The organism is Hymenobacter sp. J193, assembly GCF_024700075.1.
GTDB lineage: Bacteria > Bacteroidota > Bacteroidia > Cytophagales > Hymenobacteraceae > Hymenobacter.
Genome location: NZ_JAJONE010000001.1, coordinates 476,824 through 496,174, shown reverse-complemented (window position 1 = coordinate 496,174; position 19,351 = coordinate 476,824). Strand labels below are relative to the sequence as shown.

15 protein-coding genes and 1 riboswitch are annotated in these 19,351 nt (G+C 59.7%); of the genes, 10 read left to right on the top strand and 5 right to left on the bottom strand.

The window, feature by feature from the left end:
* Positions 1 to 89: 89 nt before the first annotated feature.
* Together LRS06_RS02190 and LRS06_RS02185 are read right to left on the bottom strand one after the other, a co-directional pair.
* Positions 90 to 1,373, bottom strand: a complete 1,284-nt coding sequence (locus LRS06_RS02190) for a homoserine dehydrogenase (RefSeq protein ID WP_257869968.1) — start codon at positions 1,371 to 1,373, stop codon at positions 90 to 92.
* A 159-nt stretch (positions 1,374 to 1,532) separates the two neighbouring features.
* On the bottom strand, positions 1,533 to 2,735 hold the full coding sequence (locus LRS06_RS02185) for a PLP-dependent aspartate aminotransferase family protein (protein ID WP_257869967.1): 1,203 nt from the start codon (positions 2,733 to 2,735) through the stop codon (positions 1,533 to 1,535).
* Between the two features lie 140 nt (positions 2,736 to 2,875).
* Positions 2,876 to 2,990: riboswitch (SAM riboswitch) on the bottom strand.
* A 225-nt stretch (positions 2,991 to 3,215) separates the two neighbouring features.
* On the opposite strand from LRS06_RS02185, the gene LRS06_RS02180 reads away from it, so the two are divergent.
* Positions 3,216 to 4,541 (top strand): leucine-rich repeat-containing protein kinase family protein, encoded by a 1,326-nt coding sequence (locus LRS06_RS02180; RefSeq protein ID WP_257869966.1) that lies wholly within the window; start codon positions 3,216 to 3,218, stop codon positions 4,539 to 4,541.
* Between the two features lie 4 nt (positions 4,542 to 4,545).
* On the opposite strand, the gene LRS06_RS02175 is transcribed toward LRS06_RS02180, so the two are convergent.
* Positions 4,546 to 4,938 (bottom strand): hypothetical protein, encoded by a 393-nt coding sequence (locus LRS06_RS02175; protein ID WP_257869965.1) that lies wholly within the window; start codon positions 4,936 to 4,938, stop codon positions 4,546 to 4,548.
* 199 nt (positions 4,939 to 5,137) lie between these two features.
* Here LRS06_RS02175 and LRS06_RS02170 point away from each other — a divergent pair, with 199 nt between their 5' ends.
* The 4 genes from LRS06_RS02170 (at position 5,138) to LRS06_RS02155 (ending at position 9,493) form a co-directional block, all read left to right on the top strand.
* Complete coding sequence (locus LRS06_RS02170; protein ID WP_257869964.1) at positions 5,138 to 5,263, top strand: hypothetical protein; 126 nt, start codon at positions 5,138 to 5,140, stop codon at positions 5,261 to 5,263.
* Positions 5,264 to 5,381: 118 nt separating this feature from the next.
* On the top strand, positions 5,382 to 7,940 hold the full coding sequence (gene uvrA, locus LRS06_RS02165; protein WP_257869963.1) for an excinuclease ABC subunit UvrA: 2,559 nt from the start codon (positions 5,382 to 5,384) through the stop codon (positions 7,938 to 7,940).
* Positions 7,941 to 8,215: 275 nt separating this feature from the next.
* Entirely contained in the window at positions 8,216 to 8,827 is a 612-nt protein-coding gene (locus tag LRS06_RS02160; protein WP_257869962.1) for a CDP-alcohol phosphatidyltransferase family protein, read from the top strand.
* An 87-nt stretch (positions 8,828 to 8,914) separates the two neighbouring features.
* Positions 8,915 to 9,493 carry a class I SAM-dependent methyltransferase gene (locus tag LRS06_RS02155; RefSeq protein ID WP_257869961.1) on the top strand — a complete coding sequence of 193 codons (579 nt, stop codon included), beginning with the start codon at positions 8,915 to 8,917 and terminating at the stop codon, positions 9,491 to 9,493.
* A 6-nt stretch (positions 9,494 to 9,499) separates the two neighbouring features.
* On the opposite strand, the gene LRS06_RS02150 is transcribed toward LRS06_RS02155, so the two are convergent.
* The gene (locus LRS06_RS02150) at positions 9,500 to 11,047 is read right to left on the bottom strand and encodes a SulP family inorganic anion transporter (protein ID WP_257869960.1); all 1,548 of its coding nucleotides are present in this window, start codon (positions 11,045 to 11,047) and stop codon (positions 9,500 to 9,502) included.
* A gap of 482 nt (positions 11,048 to 11,529) precedes the next feature.
* On the opposite strand from LRS06_RS02150, the gene LRS06_RS02145 reads away from it, so the two are divergent.
* Together LRS06_RS02145 and LRS06_RS02140 are read left to right on the top strand one after the other, a co-directional pair.
* Entirely contained in the window at positions 11,530 to 12,708 is a 1,179-nt protein-coding gene (locus LRS06_RS02145) for a carbonic anhydrase (RefSeq protein WP_257869959.1), read from the top strand.
* Between the two features lie 103 nt (positions 12,709 to 12,811).
* Positions 12,812 to 13,723, top strand: a complete 912-nt coding sequence (locus LRS06_RS02140; protein ID WP_257869958.1) for a bestrophin family protein — start codon at positions 12,812 to 12,814, stop codon at positions 13,721 to 13,723.
* Positions 13,724 to 13,737: 14 nt separating this feature from the next.
* Here the strand turns inward: LRS06_RS02140 and LRS06_RS02135 are convergent, their stop codons facing one another.
* Positions 13,738 to 14,361 carry a hypothetical protein gene (locus LRS06_RS02135; protein ID WP_257869957.1) on the bottom strand — a complete coding sequence of 208 codons (624 nt, stop codon included), beginning with the start codon at positions 14,359 to 14,361 and terminating at the stop codon, positions 13,738 to 13,740.
* A 177-nt stretch (positions 14,362 to 14,538) separates the two neighbouring features.
* Here LRS06_RS02135 and LRS06_RS02130 point away from each other — a divergent pair, with 177 nt between their 5' ends.
* The 3 genes from LRS06_RS02130 (at position 14,539) to LRS06_RS02120 (ending at position 19,275) form a co-directional block, all read left to right on the top strand.
* Positions 14,539 to 15,537: an SDR family oxidoreductase gene (locus tag LRS06_RS02130; RefSeq protein ID WP_257869956.1), complete on the top strand. Its 999-nt coding sequence runs from the start codon at positions 14,539 to 14,541 to the stop codon at positions 15,535 to 15,537.
* A 622-nt stretch (positions 15,538 to 16,159) separates the two neighbouring features.
* A complete protein-coding gene (locus tag LRS06_RS02125; RefSeq protein WP_257869955.1) occupies positions 16,160 to 17,101 on the top strand; it encodes a hypothetical protein in 942 nt (313 codons plus the stop codon).
* Between the two features lie 476 nt (positions 17,102 to 17,577).
* Positions 17,578 to 19,275, top strand: a complete 1,698-nt coding sequence (locus tag LRS06_RS02120; protein WP_257869954.1) for a reverse transcriptase domain-containing protein — start codon at positions 17,578 to 17,580, stop codon at positions 19,273 to 19,275.
* Positions 19,276 to 19,351: the final 76 nt, after the last annotated feature.

Below are 19,351 nucleotides of genomic sequence, written 5' to 3'. Positions count from 1 at the left end.
GATGTTGTGGTGCTAGATGATTACTACACTAGCGAGATTCCTCGGCTGCGCTCGGAATGACGGATGGGAGTAGCATGTAACTGCCGCTCCTACAGCGGGCTCACCGCTTCATCGGTTGCCCATGCGGCCTGCACGATGGTATTGGTTTCCGGCGCAGGAGCTGTTGTCACGGCCCGCAGCGGCGCGGGCAGCCGCACGATGCTGATGCCGGGTAGCCGCAGCCACGCAGCCTGCGCCAGTTGCTCCAGTCCAATGGTGCCGGTGAGGTAGTAGCCTAACTCCTGGGAGTGAAAATACTCGTGAACGGTGCTGAAGTCGGCGCGGTCGGGGGCGTGGTCGGCCCCGAAGGTTACCAGTATGTCAGCTTCAGCGGCGGCGGGAGTGAGGGACAGGGCGCTTTGCTGGTGCAGCTTCTTGTACTCGTAGCGGTAGCCGTAGGTAAGGGCCGACAGGTCGCTGAGTACGGCCGAGGCAGTCGGCACAGCGCCGGCGCCTTTGCCCAGGAAAAACTGTCGGTCGGCGAAGTTGCTCTGGGTAATGAGGCCGTTGTATTCGTCCTGCACGCGCGCCAGCTCGTGCTCGGGGCGCACCAGCGTGGGTAGCACAGCCGCCGCTACCCCCCCGTTGGGCAGGCGGCGGGCTTCGGCTACCAGCTTCAACACCAGGCCTTTTTCGCGGGCGTAGCTGCTGGCCAGCTCACTGATGCCGGTTATGCCCACGGCTAGAATGTCCTCGGGCCGGGCTACCAGCCCGAACGCGTGGGCCAGCAGCAGCACCAGCTTGTTGCGGGCGTCGAGGCCTTCTACGTCGAGGGCGGGGTTGCTTTCCGCGAAGCCCAGCTCCTGGGCCTTACGCAGCGCCGCCGAGAAAGTCAGCGCGTCGCGGTGCATGGCCGTGAGGATATAGTTGGTGGAGCCGTTGATGATGCCTTCCACCGCTTCCAGCAGGTCGGTATCGTAGTACTCCTCCAGGTTGCGGATGACGGGCAGGGATGCACAGGCAGCGGCCTCGTAGAGCAGGGGCGTGTTGGTTTCGCGCTGCAAATCAATCAGTTCCTGCAGGTGCTCGGCCAGCATTTTCTTGTTGGCCGTTACCACGGCTTTGCCCCGGCGCAGCGCCCCCATCACGATGCGGTAGGCCTCGTCGGCGTCGTCAATCAGCTCCACAATGACGTTAAGCGTGGGGTCGTCCAGCACTTCGTCGCGGTCGAAGGTGAATAGCTCGGCGGGCAGGTTGCGGGCTTTGGTGCGGTCCTTCACCCCGATGCGGCCGATGCGGGCCCGCAGGCCGGGCGTGCGTTCCAGCACAGTGTGCAGGCCTTGGCCCACCACGCCGAATCCGAATAAGCCGATGCGGATGTCGTTACGATTCATAGTACTTGTGCAAATCAAAAGGGCGTCACACTACTGTTAACCATCATGCTGAGCGCAGATGAAGCATCTCTACCTCTGGCTAACCAATTGACATTGCAACGAAGCGGTAGAGATGCTTCGGCTGCGCTCAGCATGATGGTTTACTATCTTTTTCAGCCCCTACGCCAGCTGGGCTTCGGCTTCGCGTACGGCTTCTTTCAGGGCTACTTTGCCTTCGCTCAGGCGGTCGAGTGCCTGGGCCAGGTCGGCAATCAGGTCTTCGGCATCTTCCAGGCCCACGCTCAGGCGAATCAGGCTGTCGGCCACACCGGCGGCCTGGCGCTGGGCCACGGGCGTGGATTTGTGCGTCATGGTGGCGGGGTGGCAGAGCAGGCTCTTGGCGCCGCCCAGGCTTTCGGCCAGGTGGAAGTACTTGGTGCTGGTGACTACCTGCGTGGCGGCTTCCTGGGTGTCTTCTTCGAGCACGAGGGCAATAATGCCGCCGAAACCGCCGGGCTGCTGCTTTTTGGCTACCGCGTGGTTGGGGTGCTCTTCCAGGCCCGGGTAGTACACGGCGCGCACTTCGGGGCGCGTTTGGAGGAATTGGGCCACTTTCAGGGCCGTGCTACAGTGCCGCTCAATGCGCAGAGGCAGCGTTTCCAGCCCCCGAATCACGAGGAAGGAATCGAACGGCCCGAGGATACCGCCCGAAGCGTTCTGGATGAATTTTAGCTGCAGCCCCAGCTCCTCGGTGGCCGCTACCACGACGCCGGCAATGAGGTCGGAGTGGCCGCCCAAGTACTTGGTGGCGCTGTGCACCACGATATCGGCCCCCAACTTGATGGGCTGCTGGAGCACGGGCGAGGCGAAGGTGTTGTCCACGCACAGCCAGGCGCCGTGGGCATGGGCTATGTCGGCAATGGCGGCAATGTCCGACACTTTCAGGGTAGGGTTGGAGGGCGACTCCAGCCACACCAGCTTGGTTTTTGCGGTAATGGCGGCAGCTACCTTGGCCGGATCAGTGGTGTCGCAGTACACGATATCGATGCCGAAGCGGCGGTACACGTGCTCGAACAGGCGGAAAGCCCCGCCGTACAGGTCGTCGATGGCCACGATCTGGTCGCCAGCCGAGAGCAGCTTCACCACCGCATCGATGGCGGCCAGACCCGAGGCGAAGGCGTAGCCGGAGTGGCCGTATTCGAGGGTGGCCAGGATGTTTTCGAGGGCGCGGCGGGTAGGGTTGCCGGTGCGGGCGTAGTCGTAGCCCTTGTTTACCCCGGGGGCCTCCTGTACGAAGGTCGAGGTCTGGTAAATCGGAACGGAGATGGCGCCGGTGAGCTCATCTACGGGAATGGACTGGAGGAGGCGAGTGGCAGATTGCATGGGTTTGGCCGTTTTGTGGTTAGACGAAAACGCACCTTGTTGCCCAGACACTTATGCAAGATTTCTTACCGAAAGAGCATAAAAAAAGCCCTCCCGACAAGTCAGAAGAGCAAGACCGCTGCAGACGGTAGGCATCTTTTAACTTATCTTCTTCCGCGCCGACCGAAGCCGACTCAGAACAGGATTTAGCACCTGGTATTTCTACTGGTTGCTAAGGCATCACAGGGCCTGTCCCTCCGCCTTTCTTGATAAGTGCTCCGTGGCATGGAGCGCAGGGCAAATGTACAACCAGAATTTATTCGTGCAAATAATTTTGAAAATATTTTGGAGCAGGTGGTAAGGTCATGCAGAGCGCAGCGAAGTATCTCACGTGCAATGGTAATTTGATTACTGATGCAACGTCAGCATGCGAGATGTTTCGCTCTGCTTAACGGCTGATAACCGCAAAGGCAACGGCCGCAAACCACGACCTTTGCCCGTATGCACACGTTGGAGCAATTGCGCCGCGGCGACTTGGTCGGCGCTACCCGCCTTGATCTATCGGAAAGCCTCATGGAGTTTCCCCGCGAAATATTCGAGCTGGCCGATACGCTGGAAATCCTCAACCTCTCCGGCAACGCGCTGGCGGAGCTGCCCGCCGACTTGAGCCGCCTGCGCCGGCTGCGTATCCTTTTCTGCTCCGACAACCAGTTTACCGAGGTGCCCGAGGCACTAGGGAAGTGTTCAGAGCTGCAGATGGTGGGGTTCAAAGCCAACCAGATCCGTACGCTGCCGGCCACCGCGTTGCCACCCAGGTTGCGCTGGCTTATCCTGACCGACAACCAACTCACCGCGCTACCGCCCGAAATCGGCCGGTGCCACGAGCTCCAGAAGCTGATGCTGGCCGGCAACCAGCTTACCCATCTGCCGCCCGAAATGGCGGCCTGCATCGCCTTGGAGCTGCTGCGCATCTCGGCCAACCACCTTGGGGAGCTGCCGACGTGGCTGCTCAGCTTGCCTCGCCTGAGCTGGCTGGCGTTTGCCGGCAACCCACTCAGTGAGTACATCGAAGCCGCCGCGCTGGCCGCGCATCCCATACCAGAAATCAGTTGGGAGAAACTGGCTATCCAGCAACAGCTGGGTGAGGGCGCTTCGGGGGTGATTTACCGGGCGGAGTGGCAGGATCCTGCAGCCCACGAACCGGTTGCCGTGAAGCTGTTCAAGGGCGCCGTGACCAGTGACGGGCTGCCGCATAGCGAAATGGTAGCCTGCATCAGTGCCGGGCGCCACCCCGGCCTGATTCCGGTGCTGGGCAAGCTCAGCCGCCACCCGGCCGCCGCTGAAGGGCTGGTGCTGGAGCTGCTGGACCCAGCTTACCGCGTGCTGGCCGGCCCGCCCAGCTTTTCCACCTGTACCCGCGACGTATATGCTCCCGGAAGTTTATTCAGCCTGGAGCAGGTGCTGCGCATAGCGCACGATGTAGCTTCGGCGGCGCGACACCTGCACGCTCAGGGCCTGCTGCACGGCGACCTGTACGCTCACAACACGCTGGTGAATGCAGCCGGCAAGGCACTGCTGAGCGACTTTGGGGCAGCCAGCTTTTTCGATAAACAGGATAATGCCCGGGCTGAGGCGTTGCAGCAGCTGGAGGTACGGGCCTTTGGCTGCCTGCTGGAAGAGCTGCTGACGCGTTGCCAAAGTGAGCCTGCCGACGCCGCTACGGCGGAAAGCCTATGGGCCTTGCAGCGCCTTTGCGCCCAGCCAATGGTAGCAGCGCGGCCCTTGTTTATCGAAATAGTACAACTGATAACCGGCCTGCAAGGGTAGTGCGTCAGCTTTGGCGGGCCAGCCACGCGTAGCCCGAGGCCAGGTCATCGAACAATACCACCATGGGCCGCGTGACGAAGAGCATAGCCGTTTCCATGGACTTGCGGGCAGGCCAGTGTGGCGGGCAGATCCAGGCCACGAAGCGCACCCCCTGGTCGGCCAGGGTGGCATAGTAGTGGCTGCCCACCCAGCGCGCTCCTCTGTCCCACTCGCTCGTTACCTGGCTGTTGTCGTTGAGCATTTTGGTACACGCACAGCTTTGCAGATGCTGCAGCACTAGCTCGCCGCCCTTTTTGGAAGACACTGCATCGTGGTGGCCTTTCCATTCTACGTAAAGCCACTGGTTGTCTTCGTCGAAGGCAATAGATAGCGAAGAAGTTTCATGAAAATACTGCATCGTGGAAAGAGCAGCGCCAGGGGTAGGGGAGCGGTGCCAGTCAGGAAGATACGGGTTGGTTATGGTTATTGTACTATATAGAGCACACATATCTGTGTGACAGCAAGCCGGGCCCGGGAAACGTTTCGTCCTGTCTGCTACGTAAAACCAGGTAACGCTCTGTTCTGCATTTTCACTTCCACTTATCCGCTGTTTTCCCATGCGAATGCCCGGTATGAACCGCCGCCCGCGCCCCGATTACAATGACCGCTACACCAAGTGGGGCTGGTACACCATGGCGCTGATTGCCGCGGTCTGGGTGATATACGAGCTGTTCTATAAGTAACCCGCAAGCTGCCTGCGGCCGGAGCCAGGCTACTGCCCGTACCTCATTTAGTTACAACGGCTTGCTTTGGTAGCGGCCAAAAAGCGGCCAAAACCAGCCAGTTGCCGTATTTCGCCCCATGACGCCTTCCTCTGCTTCTTCCAACCTTTCCGGTTTCGTGCGCGTGCGCGGCGCCCGGGAGCACAACCTCAAGAACATCGACGTTGACATTCCCCGTGATGCCCTGGTGGTGTTTACCGGCGTGTCGGGCTCGGGCAAGTCGAGCCTGGCGTTCGGCACGCTCTACGCCGAGGCCCAGCGCCGCTACCTCGAGTCGGTGTCGCCCTACGCGCGGCGGCTGTTTCACCAGATGGCCGTACCCGAAGTCGACGCCATCGACGGCCTGCCCCCGGCCGTGGCCCTGCAGCAGCAGCGTGGCACGCCCACTGCCCGCTCGTCGGTGGGCTCCGTAACCACGCTGTCCAACCTGGTGCGGATGCTGTATTCCCGGGCCGGCGACTACCCGGCTGGGCAAGGCATCGTGTACGCCGAAGGCTTTTCGCCCAACACCCCCGAGGGCGCCTGCCCCAACTGCCACGGCCTGGGCCGCACCTACGAAGTCACGGAGCAGACCATGGTGCCCGACCCCACGCTCACCATCCGGGAGCGGGCCATTGCCGCCTGGCCCCAGGCCTGGGGCGGGCAAAACCAGCGCGACATCCTCGTGACCCTGGGCTTCGACGTGGATACGCCCTGGCAGGCTTTGCCGCAAAAGGACCGGGACTGGATTCTGTTTACCGACGAGCAGCCGGTGGTGCCGGTGTACCCGGGCTACTCGCCCCAGGAAACCCAGCGGGCCCTCCGGCGCAAGGAGCCGCCCAACTACATGGGCACGTTCACCGGCGTGAAGCGCCACGTGCTGCACACCTTCGCCACCACGCAAAGTCCGCTGATGAAGAAGCGGGCCCTGCAGTACATGCTCAGCACCGAGTGCCCGCTCTGCCACGGCAAGCGGCTGCGCCCCGAGTCCCTGGCCGTCACCTTCGCCGGCCTCGACATTGCCGACCTGTCGCGCCTGCCGCTCAAGCGCGTCGCGGAGCTGCTGCGCCCGTTTGCCGACGGCACCGCGGCCGGCCGCAAAAAGCAGGATTCCGCTCATCCTGAGCAAACCATTGTGGCCCGGCGCATTGCCGAAGACCTGGTGGCCCGCCTCGGCGTGCTGCTCGACCTGGGTTTGGGCTACCTCGCCCTGGAGCGCAGCACGCCTACCTTGTCGCCGGGCGAGCTGCAGCGCCTGCGGCTGTCCACACAGCTGTATTCCAATCTGTTCGGCGTGGTGTACGTGCTCGACGAGCCCAGCGCCGGCCTGCATCCGTCCGACACCGAAGCCCTGCTGCAGGCCCTGGCCAGTTTGAAAAAAGCTGGCAACTCGCTGTTTGTGGTAGAGCACAACCTCGACGTCATCCGCCAGGCCGACTGGCTGGTGGACGTGGGTCCGGCCGCCGGGGAGCAGGGTGGGGAAGTCCTGTACAGCGGCCCGCCGGCGGGCCTGGCTGCAGTGGATGCGTCCCAGACCCGACGCTATCTGTTTACTGCTGAGAAGAAGCTGACACCTCGCCAGCCGCGGGAGCCGCGGGGCTGGCTGCGTTTGCAGGGCGTGACGCGCAACAACCTCACGGGCCTCGACGTGGAATTTCCGCTGGGCGTGTTCACCACCGTTACGGGCGTGTCGGGCTCGGGCAAGTCAAGCCTGGTCAGCCAAGTGCTGGTGGAACTGGTAGCGGCTGAATTAGGAATTAGTAATGAAGAATTAAGAATTGACGCGGAAGAAGCAGAAGATGCAATTCTTAATTCTTCATTGTCAATTACTAATTCTCCGACCGAAGGAAGGATTGTGGCCGGCATGGAGCAGATCAAGCGGCTGGTACGGGTCGACCAGAAGCCCATCGGCCGCACACCCCGATCCAACATGGCCACCTACACCGGGTTGTTCGACCACGTGCGCAAGCTTTTCGCCGCTACTCCGGCGGCCAAGAAGCGCCGCTACGATGCCGGACGATTTTCCTTTAACGTCGCCAAGGGCCGGTGCGAAAACTGTCAGGGCGAAGGGTTTGTGATGGTGGAGTTGCTGTTTCTGCCCAGCGTATACGCGCCCTGCCCGGTGTGCCACGGGGCCCGCTACAACGCCAAAACCCTCGAAATTACCTACCGCGACAAAAACATTGCCGAAGTGCTGGGCCTCACCGTGGATGCCGCCGCCGACTTCTTCGACGAGGAGCCAACCGTGCTCCGGGCCCTTACGGTATTGCGCGAAGTGGGCCTGGGCTACCTGCGGCTGGGGCAGCCGGCCACCGAGCTGAGTGGGGGTGAGGCCCAGCGCATCAAGCTGGCGACCGAGCTGCAGCGGGCCCAGCGTGGCAATTCCCTTTACGTGCTCGACGAGCCCACCACCGGCCTGCACCCATCCGACGTGGAAAAGCTGCTCGTCCAGCTCGACGGCCTCGTGGAAGCCGGCAACACCGTCATCGTGGTGGAGCACGACATGCGCGTGGTAGCCGGCTCCGACTGGGTGCTGGACATCGGCCCGGGCGCCGGCGACGAGGGCGGCAAGGTAGTAGCCGCCGGGCCGCCGGAAACGGTGGCGAAGGTGAAGGAGAGCAAAACGGCGCCTTACCTGGCGCGGTTCCGGAGCCGGTAGATGACATAAGCCGCCTCGTTTTGCAAAACTGTTCAACTCTGCGTCTGGCTGTTTCTTGTTGGTCTGCTGAGCAACGAAAAGCTCTGGCTGGAGCGCTAATGGAGTTCGATGGGAACTGCCCGAAAAGTCTGATCTGAGTGTGGGGATAATGCATTAAGTCAGCTGCTTAAAGCCGTTGACGGGAAGATTCAGGAGTCTGGTAGGTCGAAAAGCTGGGTGGGTGCCTCGTGGTAAGGCTGTTTCCTTGCGGCTCTACTCACCTGCTGCCCGTTCCTATGCTGCGCCACCTTCCGCTTGCCCTCGTGTATTCCCGGTTGGTCCTTGGCTTGGTAATTCTGCTTGGCTGCCTGCTGCTGCCGGCCGAGCCGCTCACCCGCCCGCTGGTGGCTACGCTCGTGGTCATTGGCCTGCTTACCGACGTGTTCGACGGCATCCTGGCCCGGCGCCTGGGCGTGGCTACCCACCGGCTCCGCCGCCTCGATTCCAGCGTTGATACGGTGTTCTGGCTGTGCATTGTGGCCGGTACACTCCGGTTGTGGCCACGCTTCTTTCCGGATAATGCGTTGTGGATTTGCCTGGTGCTGGGGCTCGAAGCCCTGACGTACGTGGTCAGCTACCTGCGCTTCCGCCGCGAAATTGCCCTGCACACCCTGGCCGCCAAAGCCTGGGCTCTGCTGCTGATGGCTACTATGCTGCAGCTGATTCTCACCGGGCAGACGGGGCTGTTATTCTCGGCGTGCGTGGTACTTGGGGTGCTGAGTCGGCTGGAAACCCTGGCTATTGTCGGCACCCTGCGCGTGTGGGCGGCCGATGTGCCTTCCCTCTACCACGCCCGGCAGCTGCGGCGGGGGCAGGCTATCCGCCGTCACCCACTGTTCAACGGTTAGGTAGAGCATAATGCTCGGATCTGCATCCGATCCGGCAAGCATTCGTACACCTGGGGCGACAAATGCTCACCTTCGCCCTCCGATTGTATGCTGCCCCCATTCGTCGAAGAATTCCTGCGCGACCCGTCCACCGTCGGCTCCCTGATTCCCAGCTCCCGCGACCTGACCGGGAAGGTAGTCGAGTCCATCGACTTCGACCGCGCCGCCTGCATTGTGGAGTACGGGCCCGGCACGGGCGTCTTCACCGATGAGCTGATCAAGCGGCGCCGGGCCGACACCGTGCTGGTATTGATGGAGGTGAACCCACGCTTCTGCGAGCAGTTGCGGGAGCGGTACGCCGGCCAGCCGGGCGTCCACGTTATCGAGGACTCCGCCGACAAAACCGGAAATCATTTGGCGCGGCTCGGCATTGAAAAAGCCGACTATGTGGTATGCGGGCTGCCCTTTACGTCTCTCTCGCCCCGGCTGGGCTGGCGCGTGCTGGAGCACACGCGTAACATTCTGGCTTCCGACGGGCAGCTGATTCTGTTTCAGTACACCCTGCAGAATACCCGGCTGTTCGAGAAGTTCTTCCGCCCTCTGAAGCAGGACCATGTGCTGCTGAACCTGCCGCCGGCCTACGTGCTGGTGTACGCGCCCAACCCGGAGCCGGTCCCGGCAGAGTAGCCTGGCTCAGCCCGCGTCTGTCACCACGCGGTATTCGGGGTCTTCCAGGATGTTGACTTCGATTAGCGCCCCGGCATTCTGCAGCAGCCGGCGGCAGTCGGGGCTGAGGTGACGCAGGCGCAGGGTTTTGCCCTGGCGCTGGTACCGTTCCGTGAGCTTGTTCAGCGCGTCGATACCCGACATGTCGGCCACCCGGCTTTCCCGGAAGTCGATGACTACCTCCGCCGGATCAGCCTGCACGTCGAACTTATCGGTGAAAGCCTGCACCGAGCCAAAGAAAAGGGGGCCGTAGATTTCGTAGTGCCGGGCCCCGGCATCGTCCACGTGCTTGCGGGCCCGGATGCGCCGGGCATTCTCCCAGGCAAAGGCCAGCGCCGACACCACTACGCCCAGCAGCACGGCCAGCGCCAGGTTCTGCGAAACGGCCGTTACGATGGTCACTAGCAGCATCACCAGCACGTCGGTACGCGGCATGCGGCGCAGGATGCGCAGGCTGGCCCACTCAAAGGTGCCGATGACGACCATGAACATGACGCCCACCAGGGCTGCCAGTGGCAGCCGCTCAATCAGCTCCGAGCCAGCCACCACGAACAAAGCCAACGCCGCGGCCGCCACCACGCCCGACAGCCGCCCTCGGCCGCGGGACTCCAGGTTCACCATCGTCTGCCCGATCATAGCGCAGCCGCCCATGCCGCCGGTCAGGCCCGAGGCCACGTTGGCCAGGCCCTGGGCTACGCAGTCCTGGTTGCCCCGGCCCCGGCTGTCGGTCATTTCGTCGACGACTGTCAGGGTGAGCAGACTTTCAGTGAGGCCCACCAGCGCCATGATGACGGCGTAGGGAAACACGACCACCAGGGTATTCCACGCCAGCGGCACCTGGGGCAGATGAAGCCGGGGCAGCCCGCCCGCAATGGAGGCAATGTCGCCCACCGATTTGGTTTCGAGCCCGGCCCCAACCACCAGCGACGACACCACCACGATGGCAGTGAGCGAGGCCGGCACGGCCCGGGTGAGCCGGGGCATCAGGTACACGATGCCCATCGTGAGGGCTACCAGTCCCAGCATCAGCCCGAGCGGGGCGCCCGTAAGCCAGTGCTCGGCGCCGACTGCGTCGCGCACCTTGAACTGCTCGAGTTGAGCCATGAAGATGATAATGGCCAGGCCATTGACGAAGCCATACACCACCGGCTGGGGCACCAGCCGGATAAACTTGCCCAGCCGCAGCAGGCCAATGCCCATCTGCAGCAGCCCCATCAGCAGCACGGCCGCAAACAGGTACTCCACGCCGTGCTGCACCACCAGACTCACGATAACCACCGCCACGGAGCCGGCCGCGCCGGAAATCATGCCGGGCCGGCCGCCGAATACGCTGGTGACAAGGCAGATGACGAAGGCCGAGCCGATGCCCACCAGCGGGCTGATGTGGGCCAGCAGCGCAAAGGCTACCACCTCCGGCACCAGGGCCAGGGCAGTAGTCAGGCCGGCCAGGATTTCGTCTTTAACGTTTACTGTGTACTGGGCGAAATAAGACTGAAGCTGAAAAGAAGCGGGCATCACAAGCGGAAAGCAAAAGAAAAGCCGCCCACACTCGGTAGGGAGCAGCGGCATGGAGCACAACGAGCCAATTGTTAAGGTAGAATGAGCCCGAGCCGAAGCAGCAAAGGTAGGGCTGCCCGCGCTAGAGGCGGCAATGGCTAGTTTTCTACGGCTGATTATAGCGTTTGGCCGGCTACCGCCAAAGGCTGGAATTGTTCAGATTAAAATGCTTTATTCTTATTTTAATTAAATTCTAACACACTTATAATTCAATTTTAATTCTGGTAGTTACAATGGTCTTTACCTTTGTGACGGTCGAATTGGTAGCTGCGCTGGTTTATCAGCTTACCCTGGCTGCTATCCGCAGTCCTGCTGATTCCGCCCGGTCCGGCTGCTCTGGCCACCGCCTCCCCGCCCTGCTTCTGCCTTCCCACCCGGTCTACTGCTTTTCGCTGCTGTTAAAGTAGCGCTGAAACTTTCATGCCGTTTTCCTCTCACCTATGCTGACGACTTTCCTGCCTTTCCTGTTGCTTGCTCTGCCGGCCAACCTGCTGCTGACTTCTTCGCTGGGCCTGGGCCTGGTGGGGGTGCTGGCAGGCCTGGGCTGGCAGCTGCGCAAAAAGTGGCGGCCCGCCCGCCGCCCGGCTTCGGCCACCCGACTGCAGCCGGGCCTGCAGCAGCTTCGCCTGGGCCAGCACGTGTCGTTTCTGCACAAAGCCACCATGCTGACCACCCTCAATAAAGTGCCCGCCAATACCACCGTGGAAATAGACGGCACCTTGTCCGCCTTTATCGACCCCGATGTGCTGAGCGTTATTGAGCTGTTCCGGGAAAGGGCCCGGCCGCGCAACATCCGACTGCTGCTGCTGCGCCGGGCCGCCGACTACGCCCGCCACCTGGCCGACCAGCCCCGGCTGAGTTTTCGGGAACAGGAATTCACGGCCTTTTACCCGCTTTTTGCCCAGCGCAACTGGGTGGCCAACAAGCTGCAGCAGCTCGCCGATTATCCTCCCGCCGTACCGGCGGTGCCGCCCCGGTTTCTGTTCGTAGGCTTTTCTGAGGCACCGGTTGCCGGCGTGGCCGGGCCAGGCGTGGAGCCCCGGCAGGTGTTTGGCCCGCGCTCCGCCGCTAACGTGGTGGTTAGCACCGAGCTAAGCCTGCCGGCTGTGCTCCGGTACGCGGTGGAGGAGCTGCAGGTAGAGCATATAGTGCTGTGCGGGCACTATGAAGGACAGCCTGCCGCCGCCCCCGCCGCTTCGGTGGAGGCCGCAACGGGGCGCAGCTGGCTTACGGCCGTGCGCGAAAGCCCGGCCCCGGCTGAAACCGGCGAACCGGAAACCGACCAGGAGCGCCACGCCCGCCTGGTACGCCTGCACATCATCGGGCAGCTGTATGAGCTGCGGCAATCCTGGGCCGGGCGGGGCAACGTGCCCCAGCTGCACGGCTGGGTATACGACCGCACCGGCGGCGTACTGCACGACCTGGGCGTAGACCTGCGCCGGGGCTTCTCGGAATACGAGATGCAGCTGCGCTACCAGCTCACGCCCGAGGGCCTGCGCCCGCTGCCCGGTGAGCTGCAGCAGGAGCCATTCCTGTATGCGGTGCAGACGGATACCCGCCCGGGCCCCGTGCTGGCCATTCCGCCCCTGGATAGCCACGGGCCCCTGGGCGTGCCGTAGCCGCTCCCCCGCTAATGGCCGGGGGTATTCGGCCGCACTTCCTTCAGTTCTTTTCCCTCATTTCCTGTTGGCTCTGGCCGCGTGGCTTACCTCCTGTTGCCCTATGTTACTTGACACCAAGCTGCCCGTCTCCTACATTTTCACCCGCATCAAGCCCGACGTTATCCGGGTTCTGCTGATTTCAGTAGTGTTTCAGCTGCTGAAGATGTTTTTTGTGGATTACCTGCCGCGCATTCCGCTGCAGCTGCCTACCATCCTGGGGAGCTGCATTTCCCTGCTGCTGGCCTTCACGCTCAATCAGTCGTACGACCGGTGGTGGGAGGCGCGCAAGGTCTGGGGCGCCATCGTGAATGACTCCCGCTCCCTGGTGCTGCAAATCAAGGGCTTTGTGGCCGAGGCCGTGCTGCATCCGCCGGATGGGGAGTCGCCGCTGAAGGCCATTGCCTACCGGCAGATAGCCTGGTGCTACAGCCTGGGCGAGGCGCTGCGCGGACAGGATACCACCGCCACGCTGGAAAAATACCTGCCCCGCCCCGAGCAGAAGTACGTGCAGCCCCACCGCAACAAGCCCCTGGCCCTGCTGGCTTTGCACACCGAGCACATCCGCAGCCTCTACCGGCAGCAGGCCCTCAACGACTTCCAGCAGGTGCAGCTGGATAGTACCCTGGTGCGCCTCTGCGACGCCATGGGCAAGGCTGAGCGCATCAACAGCACGGTGTTTCCGGTAAGCTACCGGCTGCTGGTGCACTTCTTCATCTACCTGTTTCTGATGACACTTTCCCTGGGACTGGTGGAAACGATGGGGCTCTGGGAAATTCCGGTGCTGCTGGTTACGGCTTCCACGTTTTTTCTGCTGGAGCGCACCGCCCGCTACCTGCAGGACCCCTTCACCAACAAACCCACCGATACGCCCGTGACGGCCATTGCCCGTACCATCGAAATCAACCTCAAGCAGCTGGTGGCCGACCCCGAAGTGCCCGCCCCGGTGCAGGCCGGGGAGTATTACCTGATGTAGGCTGACTCTGCCCGCTACTGCGTGAAGCTGAGAAGCTCCAGGCGCTGCAGCAGCTGGCCGGTTTCGCGGGCGTAGTAGTTGGCGTGTGCCAAGCCCAAGCCGGGGGCCACGTACTCTTCGCGCTTCTGAATGAGGGGCGTGGCCTGGCCGGGGTAGAGGTACTGCAGCTCAATATCGTAGCGGATGGCATGGTAGCGGTGCCAGGAGGTGGCCACGGGCGCCGGCTGCGCGCCGCGCCAGGTGAGCACCCACAGGGAATAGTCGGGGTACTGGTAATTGTAGCCAATGGAGCCCCCGAAACCCGCATTGGCGTAGACGATGATGCCCTCGGGGTCGGCGGGGTTGTAGCGCACGTAGCCGTTGTGGTTGTTCTGCACCAGCTCCTTGGTGCTGAGGATGTACCAGATGTGCCGGTCGATAATGGTGTCGCGCACCACGGAGCGGGTGGTGGTGGTGCTGTCGATGGCGGTGCCGTTGGCATCGAAGGCGTAGCGGCGGTACACCCAGGTGCTGCCTACGCGCAGGGGCACTACCTGCTCGGCCATGGGGGCGGACGCATCAAGGTCGTTTTTCTGGCAGGAGACAAGCCCCGCGGCAAGCAGCGGAAGGCATCCAAGAAGGCGGAGAAGTGTGGGCATAGCAGGCGGCCGGCTTCTACGGGCCGGGCAAAGGCAGGAGCCCCGGCGGCCGGCGGAGGTTGCAACCTTCGGCGCCAACCTGGCAGAAAACAGGCCCGGCGCGGCCGGCGCTTCGCACCTTAAAGCCGCCGCCGTGCGTAAGGAAAAGCACAACCAACCGCACCGCAACCCAATCTTATGAAAGAGGAAAACACGCTGAGCCGGCGCCAGGTCATCAGTGGGCTGGGCGCCAGCCTGGCCGTGGCCGCCGTAGCGCCCGTGCTGGATGCCGAAGCCGCCAGCAGCCCCGCGGCTGAGCCGCTCCAGGACCCTACTACCAAGTACCCCAGGCCGCCGTTTAAAAGCCAGCAGCAGCCCTGGCCGGGGCTGGCCGGGCAGATGGAGCCCAGGCCCGACCACGGCGAGAAAAGCTACAAAGGCTCGGACCGCCTGAAGGGCCGCAAAGCCCTGATTACGGGCGGCGACTCGGGCATGGGCCGCGCGGCCGCCATTGCCTACGCCCGCGAGGGCGCCGACGTGGCCATCAACTACCTGCCGGCCGAGGAAGCCGACGCCAAAGAGGTTATAGCCCTTATCAGGCAGGCCGGGCAGAAGGCCGTAGCCATTCCCGGCGACCTGCGCGACGAAACCTTCTGCAAAAAACTGGTGGAAGAGGCCGTGAAGCAGCTGGGTGGGCTGGATATTGTGGTGAACAACGCCGCCCGGCAGCAGCAGCGCCAGTCGATTCTTGACCTCAGCACCGAGGACTTCGACGCGACAATGAAAACCAACATCTACGCCCCGTTCTGGATTATCAAGGCCGCGCTGCCCCACCTCAAGCCGGGCTCGGCCATCATCGGTACCACCTCCGAGCAGGCCATGGACCCCTCGGCCAACCTCTACGACTATGCCCAGACCAAGGCCGCTACCTCCAACTACATCCGCTCCCTGGCCAAGCAGCTGGGGCCGAAGGGCATTCGGGTGAATGGAGTGGCGCCCGGCCCCATCTGGACGCCCCTGCAGGTGAGCGGGGGCTCTACCCAGGAAAACCTGGTGAAGTTCGGGGGCGACAAGCCCCTGGGCCGGCCGGGGCAGCCGGCAGAGCTGGCCTCCATCTACGTGCAGCTCGCCGACCCCGGCGCTAGCTACGCTACCGGACAGGTGTACGGCGCTATGGGCGGGGGCGGCCTGCCGTAGGGGCCATATCCCCGGCCTTCTCTTCGGGTGGAGAGGGGGAGCCTGCCGATTGTTGGACGTGAAAAGGCCCTGGCGCGTTTGCGGCGGGGCCTTTTTTGGATGCTTATGCCGTCGGGGCTGGCGCGAGTTTAGCGCAGCGTAACTCGTGCCGGGCTATGGTGTGGAGGCTGGGCCTCCACTGCCGCGTCAGCGGCAAACTGGTTTTGCGCGGCTTGTTCGGGCGGTGGTTTCGTGGTGCGGGGGAGGCGCAGCCTCCCAATCATGGCTGGTCACGAGTTACGCTACGCTAAACTCGCGCCAGTGGGGGCGGGTGGTTTGGCGTAGAAGGGACCTGGGTGAAGGTGGCAGGAGCGGCCGGCGAGGCGGTGGAACCTATCGGAATGATGGTGGGAACGTGCGGGGAGGCAGTAGGATCATACGGAAGGCTGGTAGGAACGTGCGGAAGGTTGGTAGGAGCGCGCGGAAGAATGGTAGGAACGGTGGGAAGGATGGTCGGAGCGGTGGGTGAGGTGGTGGCGCCTTGCTGCTATGGGACAAGGGGCTTGCAAACTATTAAAGGATGAATATATTGAGGAGCTTTTTCGGGTGAAAAGGCTGATAATCATCTCCAATCCCAATTAGTATGAAGACTTATCAACAAAACCAGTTAACCATGTATGGAGCCGTGCTGCGCTTCCTGGCTGAAGATGGGGCCGCGCTGGCGGCCATTAAACGCATCGGGGCCGGGCGGGTGGCGCTGGCCGCCGTGGTGACGCGGCTGCAAACGGCGGCTGCGGCCCAGGACCAGAACACGACCGAAATCACCCAGGACCGCCGACAAGTGAAGGCCGAGGCGGCCGGCAAAGCGGAGGCGCTGCGCCTGCTGGTAGTGGCGCTTACCCCCGATGCCGCCCTACGCGGGGAGCTAAAGCAGCCGCTCAGTAAAACGCTGGCGGGCAAGGATGCTGAGCTGTTGCGCTACCTGCGCCGCATTGATGAAGCCGTAGGCACCCTGGCCGCCACCGACCTGACCGACGCGGGCTACGACCCCAAGGTGCGCACTGCCCTGCAGGCTGACATCAAGACGCTGACCGACACGCAGGGCGAGGCCCGGCAGGTGATTACGGGCGCCAGCACCGCTACCGACACGCTGGAAACCTTGCTGGAAGAGGCCAAAGCGGTGCTGGACGAGCAGCTGGACCCGCTGGTGCTGGCTCAGCGCCTGAAGCACCCCGAGCTGGTGGCCCAGTACGAGGCCGTGCGCCGCCTGGTGAAAACCGCTGCCCGCCGCACGCCCCAGTACCGGGGTGTGGCCCACTACAACCAGCCGGTGCTGGTGTTTGACCGGCGCACGGCCGGCCTGACTTCCCTCACGCTGGGCAACCGCAGCGGCAAGGGCATTGCCCTGCGCTACTATACGGCCGCCGAACCCACGGCCCGCCCCGCCGAGGGCCAGGGCCTGCTGGTAAAGCACAAAACCGACGTACACCTCTCCGACTACGGCCCCTTGGGCGACGCCGAAGCCCCGTATCTGCTGGTGCTCCTGGAGCAGGTGGACGGGGAGGGACGGTGGGTGGTGCGGTAGGGGCCTCACCCACCCGGCCTTCTCTCCGGGTGGAAAGGAGGAGCCGGACGATTGTTGGGCGTGAAAAGGCCCCAGCGCGGTTGCGGCGGGGCCTTTGGTTAGTGAGGTAATAACTAATCACTTTTATAGCGGATTCAAGAATGGTGTAATATGCGTCTATACACCGTTCCTGAATCTGCTATAGAACTTTTGCAAAAAAGATTGTCATCTTTGGAAATGTTGCATATTTGCACTGCAAGGGCAAATAAGAACTTGTTAAATAACAGAAGGAAGTAGTGACGATAGGAGCAATCATTGCTTAATGTGCTTGCTATCGGTTGCGACTGAACAAAGTGGAAACAAAGTTAGGCTAACCCCTGACTCCCCAGTCTCATTACGTTTAGAATTGCTCAACTTTGGAAACAAAAACAATACAAGCGATTCAATTGCCAATTCATTAGCCGTTGGCGCCCACTACTACCTTCTGTTATTTATTTATGATGTCTTTTGAAAGCTATTTTTCCAGAAAAGAAATAATTAAATGCCTAGTATCAGCTAGAATTTCTGAATCAAAAAAAGAAGAAGAGATTCATTTTTTGAGAAATATCAGTTCAGAGCATGAAAAAATGCCTGAATTAAAAATGGCAGATTTTTTTCCAAGTAGGAGGGCTTGGGTAAGACCTAGTGCAAAAGAGAGGAAGGGAAAAAGCAGTTCTAAAATTTATGAATACAGTCTTTTAAAGACAGTATTCATTTGCTTAGAGAAAGTTAACAAAGGTTTAATAATTGCGCCTGAATGGCTTATTAAACTTTTTAATAAAGTAGAAGAAATCCAAAAAAAATCTTGCATTAATAATGTTTATTTTCTGAAAAAACCAGTTATATTTCCTGTGTTAAAAGATGAAGTCAATCAAACGTACAGGCCTATTGCATTATATGATTATGTTGATAAAATAATTATAAGTAGAGTCGCTAAGTACTTAACAGATGTATTTGATAGTGATTTGCATAATTGTGCAGTAGCCTTCCGTTCTTCTAAAAAGAAGACAGTAGTCGATAATACACATCATGGAACAGTGAGTAGAATAATACAATATCAAAAAGAATATGGATATAAAAAATTATGGGCTGCGGAATGTGATATAAAGAAATTTTTTGATTGTGTTAATCATAATTTGGCAATAGAAGTTCTTAACGAAGCAATTGCAAGAGCTTCATTAAACTCGATAAAAGTTGATGAAAGGGCAATAAATTGGTATAAGGCATACTTAGATTCATATTCATTTAACAAGTACGTAAAGGAGCAAGAAATTGAATTATCAAAGAGAAGAAGAAAAAAAATATCTTTTGAATGGTTAGGGGAGAATGAATTTTATAAGCTATATCCAAAAGAAGATGTGTCTATATGTATTGGAGTGCCCCAAGGTGGAGCTATTTCATGCTTAATAGCTAACTTGATAATGCATAATGTAGATACGTCAGTACTGGATGGCGAGAGGGATGATATGTTATACTTGAGATACTGTGATGATATGATAATAGTGCATTCAGATCAATCTAGTTGCCAGAAAGCACTAGATAGATATTATTTTGCTTTGCAAAAATCTAAACTTATTGCTCATGATCCAGTAAATATAAGCGCTTATAACAAAGATTTTTGGAAACAAAAATCAAAAGCTCCTTACCGTTGGGCGAATCCTTTACTTGAAGCAGGAAGTGTTCCTTGGTTGTCATTTGTGGGCTATCAATTACGGTATGATGGCTATATAAGAATTAGATCAAAATCCGTTAAATCTGAGATGATGAAGCAAATAGCTGTAGTTGATTCTGTTATTAAATCAGTGAAATTTAAAAAGAAAAAACTTGCCTTTGATTATTCTCATGTAAAAATATCTAGAAGACAAATTGTTTATAGGGTTACAAATAAGCTTATATCTATGTCTGTGGGAAGGCCACAAATTGGTGTAAAAGGTGAGCCTCAAATGTGTTGGTCTTCAGGCTTTAAATTGTTGAGTAATGGAAATAGCTTTTATAATTCAATTAAGCGTCTTGACAAAAACAGGGAAAAGCAAATAATAAGACTCAATAAAGCATTGATTTCACTTGATGTTGTGACATTGCATAATAATATAAAAAAAGACAAAATAAAATACTTTGGTAAGCCATTTAGTTATATTAAATCTTTTAATAGATAGATCCAATATTAAGTAATGCCGCAGAGTAGTAATGGTTAAGGAGTTATTGTCAACACGAATTTAATACAGTGGAATA

Coding starts and splice junctions, on each gene's coding strand:
- LRS06_RS02170 (WP_257869964.1), top strand. CDS start 5,138: ATGCGAATGCCCGGTATGAACCGCCGCCCGCGCCCCGATTACAATGAC.
- LRS06_RS02120 (WP_257869954.1), top strand. CDS start 17,578: ATGATGTCTTTTGAAAGCTATTTTTCCAGAAAAGAAATAATTAAATGC.
- LRS06_RS02125 (WP_257869955.1), top strand. CDS start 16,160: ATGAAGACTTATCAACAAAACCAGTTAACCATGTATGGAGCCGTGCTG.
- LRS06_RS02135 (WP_257869957.1), bottom strand. CDS start 14,361: ATGCCCACACTTCTCCGCCTTCTTGGATGCCTTCCGCTGCTTGCCGCG.
- LRS06_RS02160 (WP_257869962.1), top strand. CDS start 8,216: ATGCTGCGCCACCTTCCGCTTGCCCTCGTGTATTCCCGGTTGGTCCTT.
- LRS06_RS02155 (WP_257869961.1), top strand. CDS start 8,915: ATGCTGCCCCCATTCGTCGAAGAATTCCTGCGCGACCCGTCCACCGTC.
- LRS06_RS02190 (WP_257869968.1), bottom strand. CDS start 1,373: ATGAATCGTAACGACATCCGCATCGGCTTATTCGGATTCGGCGTGGTG.
- LRS06_RS02175 (WP_257869965.1), bottom strand. CDS start 4,938: ATGCAGTATTTTCATGAAACTTCTTCGCTATCTATTGCCTTCGACGAA.
- LRS06_RS02140 (WP_257869958.1), top strand. CDS start 12,812: ATGTTACTTGACACCAAGCTGCCCGTCTCCTACATTTTCACCCGCATC.
- uvrA (WP_257869963.1), top strand. CDS start 5,382: ATGACGCCTTCCTCTGCTTCTTCCAACCTTTCCGGTTTCGTGCGCGTG.
- LRS06_RS02150 (WP_257869960.1), bottom strand. CDS start 11,047: ATGCCCGCTTCTTTTCAGCTTCAGTCTTATTTCGCCCAGTACACAGTA.
- LRS06_RS02130 (WP_257869956.1), top strand. CDS start 14,539: ATGAAAGAGGAAAACACGCTGAGCCGGCGCCAGGTCATCAGTGGGCTG.
- LRS06_RS02185 (WP_257869967.1), bottom strand. CDS start 2,735: ATGCAATCTGCCACTCGCCTCCTCCAGTCCATTCCCGTAGATGAGCTC.
- LRS06_RS02145 (WP_257869959.1), top strand. CDS start 11,530: ATGCTGACGACTTTCCTGCCTTTCCTGTTGCTTGCTCTGCCGGCCAAC.
- LRS06_RS02180 (WP_257869966.1), top strand. CDS start 3,216: ATGCACACGTTGGAGCAATTGCGCCGCGGCGACTTGGTCGGCGCTACC.